This window comes from Polaromonas sp. P1_E3 (genome assembly GCF_056405935.1).
Window position 1 is genome coordinate 1 of sequence record NZ_JBFUBD010000081.1, and the last position, 11,829, is coordinate 11,829.

Here is an 11,829-nt window from a genome sequence, read left to right on the forward strand (position 1 = left end):
ATGCGGGGGACTTTGTAAATCGTGTCGACATCCAACATGGAGATCACGCCCCATTCAGGAACGTTGGAGAAGAGCGAAATCTTTTCGCGCTCTTCGTTGGGAATGCGGCGGTCGGCGCGGCACAGCAGCACGTCGGCCTGGATGCCGATTTCACGCAATTGCTTGGCAGTGTGCTGGGTCGGCTTGGTCTTGAGCTCGCCGGCGGCAGCGATCCAGGGAACGTAGCTCAGGTGAACGAAGGCGGTGTTGTTGGCGCCAAGGCGCAGGCTCATCTGGCGTACGGCTTCCAGGAAAGGCAGCGACTCGATGTCGCCGACGGTGCCGCCGATTTCGACGATGGCGACGTCGACCGCGTCTGCCGTCTCATAGCCGGCGCCGCGTTTGACGAATTCCTGGATTTCATTGGTGACGTGCGGGATGACCTGCACGGTCTTGCCGAGGTAGTCGCCGCGGCGTTCTTTCTCAAGCACGCTTTTGTAAATTTGGCCGGTGGTGAAGTTGTTGGCCTTGCGCATGCGCGTTTCGATGAAACGCTCATAGTGACCAAGGTCCAGGTCGGTTTCAGCGCCGTCGTCGGTCACAAAAACTTCGCCGTGCTGGAAGGGGGACATCGTGCCCGGATCCACGTTGAGGTAGGGATCGAGCTTGATTAAAGTGACTTTGAGGCCTCGCGATTCGAGGATCGCAGCTAAGGAGGCTGAGGCGATTCCCTTGCCCAGGGAAGACACCACACCGCCGGTGACGAAGACAAATTTGGTCATGTCAGGTACGAACCGCAAGTTCGTAGAGGTGGTAAACGGAGATTATACGGGTTGCCTGCAGGGCGCCCTTTGCAGTGGTTATTGAATTTCGGCCCAAGGGCGTTTTGAGCTTGCCTGACAGCTCGCAGCCTGCGTGACAGGCCAGTGTTGATCACACGCAACCAGCCGGGGCCGCAGGCGCAGCGCCCCCTAGGGGGCAGCGCATGACGCGCAGCGAAAAGCGTGGGCTTAACTGATACATTGCGGAACATGACGAATCAAGTGAATCCTTTGGGAAACGGCCTGGACGGGGAAGCCCTGGACCTGGCCGGAAAACACATTGTGCTGGGCCTGTCCGGTGGCATTGCCTGCTACAAGGCGGCCGAGCTGTGCCGGGCCCTGGTCAAGGCGGGCGCCACGGTGCAGGTGGTGATGACCGAAGCTGCCGAACAGTTCATCACGCCCGTCACCATGCAGGCCCTGAGCGGCCGGCCGGTCTATACCAGCCAGTGGGACAGCCGCGAAACGAACAACATGGCGCACATCAACCTGTCGCGTGAGTCGGATGCGATCCTGGTGGCCCCCATGAGCGCTGATTTCATGGCCAAACTGCTTCATGGGCGCGCTGACGACCTGCTGAGCCTGATGTGCCTGGCCCGTCCCATCGACAAGGTTCCGCTGCTGGTGGCCCCGGCCATGAACCGCGAAATGTATGCCCATCCAGCAACCCAACGCAATTTTGTGCAACTGGCCGCCGACGGCGCCACGGTGCTGGGCGTTGGCAGCGGGTTTCAGGCCTGCGGCGAAACCGGGGATGGGCGCATGCTGGAGCCCGAGCAGATCCTTGAAGACCTGATTGCTTTTTTTGCACCCAAAGTGCTGGCCGGCCAGCGCGTTCTGGTCACGGCCGGCCCGACCTACGAAGCCATAGACCCGGTGCGCGGCATTACCAACCTGTCGAGCGGGAAAATGGGTTTTGCCATTGCCCGGGCTGCGCGGGAGGCAGGCGCTGAAGTCACCCTGGTGGCCGGGCCGGTTCGCCTGGCCACACCACGCGGTGTGAGTCGTGTTGACGTCAAATCCGCACAAAATATGCTTGAAGCCGTTACTGGGCGTGCGCAAGCAGCTACTGTTTTTATAGCGACGGCAGCCGTCGCCGACTGGCGGCCGGCGGCACCAGCAGTGCAAAAGATCAAGAAAGACGGCTCCGGGCAGACGCCCCAGCTGGTGTTTGCCGAAAACGCGGACATTCTGGCTACTGTCGCCCAGTCGCCCGCAGCCCAGGCAGGCCGCCTGTTTTGCGTGGGCTTTGCGGCTGAAAGCCAGGACCTGGCCGATAACGCAGAAGCCAAGCGGCTGCGCAAAAAAGTGCCGCTGCTGGTCGGCAACATTGGCCCGGATACCTTCGGGCAGGACCACAACGCGCTGCTGCTGGTGGATGCCCAAGGCAGCACCGCATTGCCGCGCGCCTCCAAGCTCTCGCTGGCGCGGCGGCTGGTAACAGAGATTGCTACCCGGATGGCGGCGGCCTCCAGTGGGAAAGCGGTCGCATCATGAGCCTTCCCTCGAACACACCGCCGGATGGTGATTTCGTCAGTTATGTGGAACGCCTGACGAATGCGAACGCGAACTTGGCGGCCGGCGTATCTGAAGACCGGCCCAAGCCGCAGGAAAAGATTTCCTTCCGCGCTCCGGCTCCGGCAAGCCCTGGAACCCGCCCTGAAAAACCCGCGACAATCGCCGCCACCGGCGCCGCCTTTCTCACCCATGTCAAATGGGTCGTCATTCTGTGGATCGCTACCCAGGTGCTGTCGGAAGTGCTGCCGGGTGCCGGTTTCCTTTTTCTGCCTGCACTGCTGGTGTATGGGGCCTGGGCGGTCTTTCAGGCCAATCGCCGTTCATCCGGCGCGCTGGTCCAGCGCCTGCGCGACCTGGCCCTGCAAGCGGCTGAAGAAGCCCGAAAAAATCAACCACCCCGAAAAAAATAGCTCATGCAAATCGACGTCAAGATTCTTGATCCGCGCCTCCAGAACAATCTGCCCGCCTATGCCACTCCCGGAAGTGCCGGCCTGGACCTGCGCGCCTGCCTGGATGCGCCGCTCACGCTGGCCGCCAACGCCTGGCAACTGGTGCCCACCGGAATTGCCATCTATCTGCGCGATGCTGGGTACGCCGCACTTATCCTGCCGCGCTCGGGGCTGGGCCACAAGCACGGCATTGTGCTTGGTAATCTGGTCGGCCTGATCGACAGCGACTACCAGGGACAACTGATGGTCAGCGCGTGGAACCGCAGTGACGTGCCATTCACCATCGAGCCGATGGAGCGGATTGCGCAGCTGATGATCGTGCCGGTGGTGCAGGCCCAATTCAACGTGGTGGCGGAGTTTCCGGCCAGCCAGCGCGGTGAGGGTGGCTACGGCTCCACAGGCAAAGCCTGAACGCCGCCGCGCCGGGTTGGCCGTAAAGGGCCGGGCGTTTTCCTACAGCCCCTGCAATACGGCTCCCACGCCGCGACAGCTCTAAACCCCACCCTCTATTTACCGCGGCGTGTCCTTAATGGGTCATGGGCGTTTTCGCGCTCTGGCACCGGCTTCTCTACCAGAGGGCTGATGGTCAGGCGCCCGGACGCTCATGAACTTATTAACAGGAGAGATTCATGCAAAACACATTCCGCCTTATTTCCTCGGCTTGCGCAGTACTGGCGCTGGCAGGCCTGACCGCCTGCGCCCCCATGAGTCCGAGCGGAGATTCGTCCTATCCGGCCACTACTTCAACCTATCCCGCTTCATCGTCCTACCCTGCCAATCAGCAGAACAACTACGTCGAATACGGACGGGTCATCAATGTGGAAGCCATCCAGACTACCGAAAAAGGCCGTGGCTCTGGCGTAGGCGCCGTATTGGGTGGGGTGGCTGGCGCTGTGGTGGGTCACCAGATCGGTGGCGGCAGCGGCAAGGATGCTGCAACCGTGGTGGGTGCGGTGGGCGGCGCGGTGGCCGGCAATGCCATCGAAAAGAACCGCAACGCAACCATCCGCGAAAGCTATCGCGTTTCTGTCCAGCTGGACAATGGCAGCTCGCGCGCCTACGACGTGCCCAGCTACGGCAACCTTCGCGTGGGAGACCGCGTGAAGATTGAAAACGGCCAGATCAACCGGATCATGTAAAGCCGCAGTTTCAACTGTGTTGCTGGCCGGCTGATTCTTCAGGAAGCAGCCGGCTTTTTTACGCCTGGAATGGCCGCGCACTCAGTGCAGTGTGCCGCTTCCAGGGGTGATGGGTTCGAGTTTGAAAAAGCCGGTGCCAAGCGATCCCTGGCCGATTTCTTCTTCGCTGGCCTCGCGAACGGCTTCAATCTTGAGATCTAACCGGATGGCGATGCCCGCAAGGGGATGGTTGCCGTCGAGCACCACGTGGTCGGGGTAGATTTCAGTCACCGTGTAGATATGGTCGTGGGGGGCCTGCCCGCTTCCGCCTTTCGGGAGGGCCATGCCGTCGAAGGTCATGCCTTCTTCCAGCTCTGCCGGAAAAATCTTCCGTGGTTCGAGGAAAACCAGATTCTCGTCATAGTCACCAAAGGCATTTTCGGGCTCAAGATGCAGTTCCAGCCTGTCGCCGGCTTCATGGCCTTGCAGTGTCGCTTCAATTTTTGCGAGGAGGTCGTCACCGCCAAGCAAAAACTCCACTGGCTCGTCCAGTTCATCCAGTACATCGCCCAGAGTGTCTTTCAGCGTCCATGTCAGGGCTACGACGCATTGCGGGGTGATTTTCATCCGACAATTGTCCCATGGATGTCAATCAATCTCTAGAGCTCCTCGCCGGCCTGAGCCCGGCGCAATTCATGCGCCGGCACTGGCAAAAGAAGCCGCTTCTCATTCGCCAGGCGTTGCCGGGCCTGCAGCCTGTGCTCAGCCGTGCAGCGCTGTTCAAGCTGGCGGCACGCGAGCAGGTGGAGTCCCGGCTGATTGTCCAGCAGCCCAGGGGATGGCAGATGAAACAGGGCCCGTTTGCTGCGCGAAGCCTCCCGCCGCTGAGCCAGAAAGCCTGGACCCTGCTCGTGCAAGGGGTGGACCTGCATGATGCCGGCGCGCATGCGCTGTTGCAAAAATTCCGCTTTGTGCCTGATGCCAGGCTCGATGACCTGATGATTTCGTTCGCCACGCCTGGCGGCGGCGTGGGACCGCACTTTGACAGCTATGACGTCTTCCTGTTGCAAGCCAGCGGCCGGCGGCGGTGGAGGATAGGGCGGCAAAAGGACCTGACGCTGCAGGATGGCGTACCGCTGAAAATCCTTGAGAACTTTGTTCCCGAGGAGGAGTTTGTACTGGAGGCCGGCGACATGCTCTACCTGCCTCCGCGCTATGCCCATGACGGCATTGCCGAGGCGGCAGGGCCAGCCGGCGCCAAAAGTGCCGACTGCATGACGTATTCCATCGGGTTCAGGGCGCCTGCACAGGGTGAACTCGCCGCAGAGCTGTTGCACCGGCTGGCCGAGTTCACAGAGGACGCCAGCCGTGACGACGGCGAATCTGCGGCGCGCGATACCGGTCGCAGTTCTCCGCAGCCCCGCCTCTACCGCGATGCAGGCCAGACAGCCACCCCCACGCCGGCGGCCATGCCGGCAGAGCTCACGGCTTTTGCCCGCCAGGCGGTTCTGGATGCGTTGAAAGACCCGCTGGCAGTAGCTTGCGCGGTGGGTGAATACATGACCGAACCCAAGGCCTCGGTATGGTTTGACGAGGTGGAGCGCGAGTGGGATGCCGGCGCGGCGCGGCAAGGAAGCATCGGCGTGCACCTTGATCCGCGCACGCGGATGATGTATGACAGCGACCATGTGTTTATCAATGGTGAAAGCTATCGCGCCAAGGGGGCCGATGCTTCCCTGATGCGCCGTCTGGCAGACCAGCGCTGCCTCACACCCGGGGAGTTGCGCAAGGCGGGTGCATCGGCCGTCGCGCTGTTGGGCGACTGGCATGATGCGGGCTGGTTGCGGCAGACGCTGCCCGCGGAAGATGACTGACCTGCTCTTCAAATAGCCCTAATAGCCTGGAGAAGTTTGATGGATCCGGAAAACCCCATTTCTGCCTCGCCACTGGTCCTGCTCGAGGGCCGGTTTACCGGCCGCAGCGACTTTACCGAGTTGATCAGGCAATCGTTTTTAGCGGCAGCAGCACAGGGTTGGCGCGAAATCATCGTGTGTGATGCCGACTTCGAAGACTGGCCATTGGGGGAACGCGCGGTGGTCCAGGCGCTGAACGATTGGTCCATGACGGGACKGAAATTCACCATGCTGGCCAAAAACTACGATGAGGTGGTCAGGCGCCACGCCCGATTTGTCACCTGGCGGCGTACGTGGGCCCACATTGTGGAATGCCGCGCCAACGCGTCAACCGCGGCTGATGACATGCCCAGCGCGTTGCTGGGGCCCGGCTGGGTATTTGAACGGCTGGACATCCAGCGTTGTACCGGCATTGCCGGCCCGGAGGTCGCCAGGCGGGTGGCTTTGAGGGAGCGGATCAATGAGCGCTTGCTGAAAAGTTCGCCGTCGTTTCCCGCTACCACGCTGGGGCTTTGAGTCAGGCCGATAAGCAATTGAAGAGGCTCCAGGCCCTACGGGCTGGCTTAGGGTTTTCCGGCTTGCGTTCCTATTTGTAATATCCGGCATATAATTTAAAGCTGGGTAGAAAGAGCTCGAGTCCTTTCCCCGGTCAAAAATAACTTGAATTCCGGTTTGGGTTTTCYTTTGGCAATTTCCGGAAATTGTTTTCTTAAATATCATCAAGGATCGTAAAAATGAACAAGTCACTCGTTTTGGCAGCTATCGTTGCCGCTGTTGCTCTGGCTGCTTGCGGCAAGAAAGAAGAAGCTCCAGCACCGGCACCAGCTCCAGTTGCAGCACCAGCTCCAGCACCTGCTGCTGACGCATCGGCTCCTGCCGCTGCTGCATCCGCCCCTGCATCGGCACCTGCTGCTGACGCCGCTGCCGCTGCAGCCGCTGCTACCGCCGCTCCAGCCAGCGCCGCGAAGTAATTCTTCAGCGAGTCAAAAAAAGCCGCCGCGAGGCGGCTTTTTTTATGGCGCTCATTGCCGGACTTGACCGATATGCCCCCGCAGGAAAGGCATGTGCTTTTTTAGATGTGGATCCAGCGTGTGCCGGTATCGGGCCTGGCCACAATGATGTCTTCCGCGCTGCAACCGAGGGCCGCAGCCATCAGGTCTTGCACCAGTTCTGGCCGGTTGTTCTGGGCGCTGAGATGGGCCGCTACGAAGTGCCGCAACCCGCGATGCGTCACGCCACGGGCGACATCCGCAGCGGCCGTATTGGAAAGATGCCCATACTGGCCGCCTACGCGCCGCTTCAGGAACGCGGGGTAAGACGATTGAGCCAGCATGTCGGCGTCGTGGTTGCACTCCAGCATCAGGGCGTCGCAGCCGCCAAGATGCTCCAGGACATGCGACGTGGCGTGCCCGAGGTCGGTGAGGATGCCCAGCTTTGCCGAGCCGTCGGTGCAACTGAGCTGCAGGGGTTCGCGGGCGTCGTGCGGCACCGTAAAAGGCGTCAATTGCATGCCGCCCAGGTCAATGGCTTTTCCGTCGCGCGCGGTATGCAGCAGGCCGTCAAAATCCGGCGACCCTATGGCCGCGTGGGTACCATGGCTCATCCAGACCGGAATCCGGTAACGAAGCGACAGTGACCGGGCGCATCCAATGTGGTCGCCGTGCTCGTGGGTAATGAACACGGCGTGGATATCTTCAGGTTGCAGACCCGCTTCACCGAGCCGGTAAAGCAGGTGCCTGATCCCCAGCCCGCAGTCGACAAGAATGCGAAGAGGAGTGATGCCGCCCGCCTCAACCAGCGTGGCATTGCCTGAACTGCCACTGCCCAGGCTTTTAAACCTCAACACACCGGTATGAAATGGTTAGTCTGGGATAAACCGGTTGCGAGCCGGCGTTACCGCAGGTCGTCTGCAATCACCTGGATGATGCGCTGGGCATTGGCCGATGCTTCAGGGGCGCCCTGGGCATTGAGGACCGACACCGTGGTGCTTTCACCCTGGCTCTTGACCGTGATACGGTACTTCAACGGCGGCACGACGGGTGGCGAGCCGCTGAACAGCTTGCTGAAGAAACCGGGTTCGGTTTTGTTGACGATGGGCTCGACATAACGCACGAAGTAGGTCCCCTGGCTGCGGTCGCGGTCTTCAACGGTGAAGCCCGTGCGATCCAGCGCCAGGCCGACACGGCGCCAGGCGCGTTCAAAGCCCTCGTCGATTTGCACGACGGGCTGGTTGTTGACCGTGGCGATCCGCGAGGTTTGCCTGTCTGCGCCGGCGGCGACCAGGGCCTTGGACTGCTCTTGCGATACACCCAGCTTGACCATCAGGCGGCGCAGGAATTCAGCTTCCAGTTCCGGGTCGGCAGGGCGCGRTTGCCACATGGTGCTGTCGCCACCAGAGGAGCCATTCTTGACGCCGGTCAGCACCTCGACCATACCGCGATGGCTGACATAGATTTCGGTGCCGCCATCAGGACGGCGTTCCAGCCGCGTGCGAAACTTGTCGCGCTCACCGGTGGAGTAAAGGCTGTCAAAAACCTTGCCGATGGTATTTCGGATGAAATCCTGCGGCAGCTTGGCGCGGTTCTCTGCGTAATCGGTTTCCATGATGCCGAGGTTTTCCTGGTCCTGGGCCAGCAGGAAGCCGCTCTCCAGCCAGAAATCACGCACGGGCGTCCAGAGCTTGTCTGCCGGCCGGTTTACCACCAGCCAGCGCTGGGTGCCTGCGCGCTCGATGCGTACGTCCCCCACGGTCACAGCTGCTGTCTGCACCGCCTGGGTTGGCTGGCCCACCTGGTAGTTGCTGGCAGACACCGCGGTGCCGGGCACCACGTAGCGCGTTTCGCGGCTGAGTTGTGTCAGGTCGGGAGGAATCGCCAGGGAAGGGGCTTTCGCGCCGCTGCTTTTGTAGTCGACACGTTCGCCTTCCATCACATCCCTGATGGAAGAGCAGCCGGCGAGCAGGCCGAGGGCAACCAGTGCAGACACGGTTGCGGCGCTCCGGGCTTTGGAAAATGCAGGATGTGTTGGCAATATCTTCACTTGGGTTCCCTTAAAAATCAGATCAGCAAATCAGACCAGGCCGCAGATGCGCAGGGCGTTTTCCACGGCGGCTTCGTTCGATGTTTCCAGCGGCGTCATGGGCAGGCGCAAGGTGCCGCCGCAAAGACCCATACGGGCCATGGCCCACTTGACCGGAATCGGGTTGGCTTCGACAAACAGGTTTCGATGCAACGGCAGCAATTTAAGTTGCAGTTCCATGGCGCGCCGGGTGTCGCCGGCCACGGCGGCAACGCAGAGTTCATGCATGAGGCGGGGCGCGACATTGGCCGTCACGCTGACATTGCCCTGGCCGCCGCAAAGCATCAGGGCGACGGCGGTCGGGTCGTCGCCCGAATACACGGCAAAGCCCTTGGGCACTTCCTTGATCAGCCACTGGGCGCGCTCGATATTGCCGGTGGCTTCCTTGATGCCCACAATGCCGGGTACCTGGGCCAGACGCAGCACGGTGGCATGCGCCATATCGGCGACGGTGCGGCCGGGTACGTTGTAAAGCACGGTGGGCAGGTCGCCGACCGCTTCGGCGATGGCCTTGAAGTGCCGGTACTGGCCTTCCTGGGTGGGCTTGTTGTAGTAAGGAACCACCTGCAGCTGGCAGTCTGCGCCGACGCCCCTGGCAAATTTGGCGAGTTCGATGGCTTCGGCCGTTGAGTTGGCACCGCAGCCGGCCATGATGGGTACACGCTTTTTGGCTTGTTCCACCGACACCCGGATGATTTCGCAATGTTCTTCGACATTCACAGTCGGGGATTCGCCGGTGGTGCCGACCACGCCGATGCAGTCGGTCCCTTCGGCAATGTGCCAGTCGACCAGTTTGCGCAGGGTGGGGTAATCTACGCTGCCGTCTTCGTGCAAGGGCGTTGCCAGTGCAACGATGCTGCCAGTAATGGGTTTCATGCTCTGCTTGTAAACGTTCGCGGCCATGTGTCTGCGGTATTCCGGCCTGAACAGCTTCAAGCCGGCCCCGGAAAAGGCCAATCCTGCATTCTACCCAGAGCCTAGGTCAGTCTATAGCGGGGTGGACCCCCCTCCGCGGTATGAAGGGGGGCGGATAAACCCGCAGTTGCGGCTGATTCGCGGACGGCGGCGATGCGCTGAACAAAGCGTGGCGGATGCTCCTCAAAACCCTCCTCAAAGGCCACCACTCTCAAGCCCTGGCAGACGTGGAGCAATTCACCGGGGCGCAGTAAAAAGTCGGGGCGCGAGGGCTTGCCCACCGTTTCATTGCCCTGCGTAAAAGTTTCGTAAATCAGCACGCCGCCGGGCGCCAGGCTGGCCAGCAATGTGGGCAACAGCGGCCGCCACAGGTAATTGGTGACCACGACGGCGTCAAATTGGCGTCCTTCAAAGGGCCACGGGCCTTCCTCAATGTCGGCAACGACGGCTTCAACGGTTTGGGCAGGGCGTGCGGGAAGAGTTGATGCTATGAATTCGATAGCTGTTTGCGCACGGTCTACAAGGGCCAGAGGATGTTTTTTCTCATAAAACCAGCGCGCGTGACGGCCATGGCCGCAGGCCACGTCCAGCACCACGCCGCGCTCAGGTATCAGGTGCGACCAGCGCTGCACCCAGGCGGAGGGCTCTTCATTACCGTGCATAGATCAGACGCGCCTAGATAGTGAATCATCTGAAGCTTGTGAGGCCGTTCTATTCCAGCAGGGGCCGCGGAACCGGCTTTGCCGGGCCGCAGGCGCAGCGGCCCCCTCGGGGGGCAGCGCAGAACACGCAGTGACAAGCGTGGGGGCCATATTCATGGTTTTACGTCATCTTTGAGCGCTGCCAGCGCCATCGCTTCAACCCGGCCGGGTGCGATCAGCTTGAGCCAGCGGCCCAGCTTGCCCTTGGCCGTCATGACCACCTCGCGCTCCCGTCGCTCCATGCCCTGCAGGATCAGCCGTGCGCATTCTTCCACGCTCATGGCGTCGTCTTCTTTCAGGCCGCTGGCGCCGGCTGCTTCACCGGCCGCGTTGAAGCCGCGGTAGCGGATGCGGGTGGCCACCACGCCCGGGTAGGCTGTTGTCACGCTGACGCCGGCGCCTTTCAGCTCAGCACGCAGGGCTTCGAAGAAGCCCGTCATGGCAAATTTGGTGGCGCTATAGGCCGTGCGGCCCGGCACGCCGATCAGGCCTGCCAGGCTGGAAACCGCCACGATGCTGCCGTGGCGCACTTTTAAATACGGCAGGGCGGCATGGGTGCACCAGACGCTGCCCCAGAGGTTGATGCGCATCAGCTGCTCATACCAGGCCAGGTCCTGGGCCCTGACGTCTTCAAAAAGGGCTTGCGCGGACATGCCTGCGTTGTTGATCAAGGCATCGATTTGCCCGAACCGGCCGATGGCGGCGGCCATCAGCTGGCGGCATTGGTCTTCCTGCGACACATCGGTCTTGACGGCAAGGGTTTGCGCACCGTGGGCAGCGCATTGGCCCGCCACCTCGTTGAGCAATGCTTCATTGCGCGCCGCCAGCACCAGCGCCACGCCGGCGCCGTGGGCTTTTGCCAGTTGCCGCGCCATTTCAGCGCCAATGCCGTCCGAGGCTCCGGTGATTACTATTGTTTTCATAGCTGCTTGCGCCCGTCCTGATTGGGCTGCAGCCCAAAACACACATAAAAACCCGTGGGCAGGGCTTGCGCTAGAAGCAGGCCCAGACCTGGTTGGCGAGTGTGAACAGGAAATCCGGCCGTGTGTAGAGGGCAAATACCCCCAGCGACGCGACGATCGCAAGCGTCCACAGGCCGATTCTTTTGGCCATGTCAGGCCGCCTGAGGCACGGCCGCGCGTGCAATCGGTGACTCACGCACCGGCAGGTTCACCAGCGCGGCAAACACGCCCAATGCAATTGCGATGTACCAGACAATGTCGTAGCTGCCCGTGCGGTCATATAAATAGCCGCCCAGCCAGACGCCCAGGAAGGAGCCGATCTGGTGGCTGAAGAAGATGAAGCCGCCCAGCATCGACAAATGCTGGATGCCGAAG

14 protein-coding genes and 1 pseudogene are annotated in these 11,829 nt (G+C 61.4%); 7 read left to right on the forward strand and 8 right to left on the reverse strand.

Annotation, left to right across the window (positions count from 1 at the left end):
• Positions 1 to 761: CTP synthase (locus tag AC1D0Z_RS11195; protein WP_477658322.1), on the reverse strand; the 761-nt coding region annotated here is incomplete at its 3' end.
• Positions 762 to 1,010: 249 nt separating this feature from the next.
• Here AC1D0Z_RS11195 and coaBC point away from each other — a divergent pair.
• The 4 genes from coaBC to AC1D0Z_RS11215 all read left to right on the forward strand — a co-directional run bounded on the left by coaBC (position 1,011) and on the right by AC1D0Z_RS11215 (position 3,906).
• Positions 1,011 to 2,297: a bifunctional phosphopantothenoylcysteine decarboxylase/phosphopantothenate--cysteine ligase CoaBC gene (coaBC, locus tag AC1D0Z_RS11200; protein ID WP_477658323.1), complete on the forward strand. Its 1,287-nt coding sequence runs from the start codon at positions 1,011 to 1,013 to the stop codon at positions 2,295 to 2,297.
• Positions 2,294 to 2,728, forward strand: a complete 435-nt coding sequence (locus tag AC1D0Z_RS11205; protein ID WP_477658324.1) for a hypothetical protein — start codon at positions 2,294 to 2,296, stop codon at positions 2,726 to 2,728. The genes coaBC and AC1D0Z_RS11205 overlap by 4 nt, the downstream gene beginning before the upstream one ends.
• Positions 2,729 to 2,731: 3 nt before the next feature.
• Positions 2,732 to 3,178 (forward strand): dUTP diphosphatase, encoded by a 447-nt coding sequence (gene dut / locus AC1D0Z_RS11210; protein WP_477658325.1) that lies wholly within the window; start codon positions 2,732 to 2,734, stop codon positions 3,176 to 3,178.
• 218 nt (positions 3,179 to 3,396) lie between these two features.
• Positions 3,397 to 3,906: an outer membrane lipoprotein gene (locus tag AC1D0Z_RS11215; RefSeq protein ID WP_477658326.1), complete on the forward strand. Its 510-nt coding sequence runs from the start codon at positions 3,397 to 3,399 to the stop codon at positions 3,904 to 3,906.
• An 81-nt stretch (positions 3,907 to 3,987) separates the two neighbouring features.
• On the opposite strand, the gene AC1D0Z_RS11220 is transcribed toward AC1D0Z_RS11215, so the two are convergent.
• Positions 3,988 to 4,512, reverse strand: coding sequence for an FKBP-type peptidyl-prolyl cis-trans isomerase (locus tag AC1D0Z_RS11220; protein WP_477658327.1), 525 nt, complete (start codon positions 4,510 to 4,512; stop codon positions 3,988 to 3,990).
• A gap of 14 nt (positions 4,513 to 4,526) precedes the next feature.
• On the opposite strand from AC1D0Z_RS11220, the gene AC1D0Z_RS11225 reads away from it, so the two are divergent.
• From AC1D0Z_RS11225 to AC1D0Z_RS11235, 3 genes are all read left to right on the forward strand, one after another.
• Positions 4,527 to 5,759 carry a JmjC domain-containing protein gene (locus tag AC1D0Z_RS11225; RefSeq protein WP_477658328.1) on the forward strand — a complete coding sequence of 411 codons (1,233 nt, stop codon included), beginning with the start codon at positions 4,527 to 4,529 and terminating at the stop codon, positions 5,757 to 5,759.
• Between the two features lie 39 nt (positions 5,760 to 5,798).
• A complete protein-coding gene (locus AC1D0Z_RS11230) occupies positions 5,799 to 6,314 on the forward strand; it encodes a hypothetical protein (RefSeq protein WP_477658329.1) in 516 nt (171 codons plus the stop codon).
• 218 nt (positions 6,315 to 6,532) lie between these two features.
• Entirely contained in the window at positions 6,533 to 6,769 is a 237-nt protein-coding gene (locus tag AC1D0Z_RS11235; protein WP_477646831.1) for a hypothetical protein, read from the forward strand.
• 101 nt (positions 6,770 to 6,870) lie between these two features.
• Here the strand turns inward: AC1D0Z_RS11235 and AC1D0Z_RS11240 are convergent, their stop codons facing one another.
• From AC1D0Z_RS11240 to AC1D0Z_RS11265, 6 genes and pseudogenes are all read right to left on the reverse strand, one after another.
• The gene (locus AC1D0Z_RS11240; RefSeq protein WP_477658330.1) at positions 6,871 to 7,644 is read right to left on the reverse strand and encodes an MBL fold metallo-hydrolase; all 774 of its coding nucleotides are present in this window, start codon (positions 7,642 to 7,644) and stop codon (positions 6,871 to 6,873) included.
• Positions 7,645 to 7,691: 47 nt separating this feature from the next.
• Positions 7,692 to 8,837, reverse strand: coding sequence for an outer membrane protein assembly factor BamC (gene bamC / locus AC1D0Z_RS11245; RefSeq protein ID WP_477658331.1), 1,146 nt, complete (start codon positions 8,835 to 8,837; stop codon positions 7,692 to 7,694).
• A 30-nt stretch (positions 8,838 to 8,867) separates the two neighbouring features.
• Entirely contained in the window at positions 8,868 to 9,752 is an 885-nt protein-coding gene (dapA, locus tag AC1D0Z_RS11250; protein WP_477658332.1) for a 4-hydroxy-tetrahydrodipicolinate synthase, read from the reverse strand.
• A 101-nt stretch (positions 9,753 to 9,853) separates the two neighbouring features.
• Entirely contained in the window at positions 9,854 to 10,453 is a 600-nt protein-coding gene (locus AC1D0Z_RS11255) for a class I SAM-dependent methyltransferase (protein ID WP_477658333.1), read from the reverse strand.
• A gap of 152 nt (positions 10,454 to 10,605) precedes the next feature.
• A complete protein-coding gene (locus AC1D0Z_RS11260; RefSeq protein WP_477658334.1) occupies positions 10,606 to 11,415 on the reverse strand; it encodes an SDR family oxidoreductase in 810 nt (269 codons plus the stop codon).
• A gap of 191 nt (positions 11,416 to 11,606) precedes the next feature.
• A pseudogene (locus AC1D0Z_RS11265) lies at positions 11,607 to 11,829 on the reverse strand (MFS transporter); the annotation flags it as partial.

Excerpts from the sequence above, each read along its gene's own strand:
- AC1D0Z_RS11225 (WP_477658328.1), top strand. The coding sequence starts at position 4,527 with ATGGATGTCAATCAATCTCTAGAGCTCCTCGCCGGCCTGAGCCCGGCG.
- AC1D0Z_RS11205 (WP_477658324.1), top strand. The coding sequence starts at position 2,294 with ATGAGCCTTCCCTCGAACACACCGCCGGATGGTGATTTCGTCAGTTAT.
- dut (WP_477658325.1), top strand. The coding sequence starts at position 2,732 with ATGCAAATCGACGTCAAGATTCTTGATCCGCGCCTCCAGAACAATCTG.
- AC1D0Z_RS11220 (WP_477658327.1), bottom strand. The coding sequence starts at position 4,512 with ATGAAAATCACCCCGCAATGCGTCGTAGCCCTGACATGGACGCTGAAA.
- AC1D0Z_RS11235 (WP_477646831.1), top strand. The coding sequence starts at position 6,533 with ATGAACAAGTCACTCGTTTTGGCAGCTATCGTTGCCGCTGTTGCTCTG.
- AC1D0Z_RS11260 (WP_477658334.1), bottom strand. The coding sequence starts at position 11,415 with ATGAAAACAATAGTAATCACCGGAGCCTCGGACGGCATTGGCGCTGAA.
- AC1D0Z_RS11255 (WP_477658333.1), bottom strand. The coding sequence starts at position 10,453 with ATGCACGGTAATGAAGAGCCCTCCGCCTGGGTGCAGCGCTGGTCGCAC.
- AC1D0Z_RS11215 (WP_477658326.1), top strand. The coding sequence starts at position 3,397 with ATGCAAAACACATTCCGCCTTATTTCCTCGGCTTGCGCAGTACTGGCG.
- coaBC (WP_477658323.1), top strand. The coding sequence starts at position 1,011 with ATGACGAATCAAGTGAATCCTTTGGGAAACGGCCTGGACGGGGAAGCC.
- dapA (WP_477658332.1), bottom strand. The coding sequence starts at position 9,752 with ATGAAACCCATTACTGGCAGCATCGTTGCACTGGCAACGCCCTTGCAC.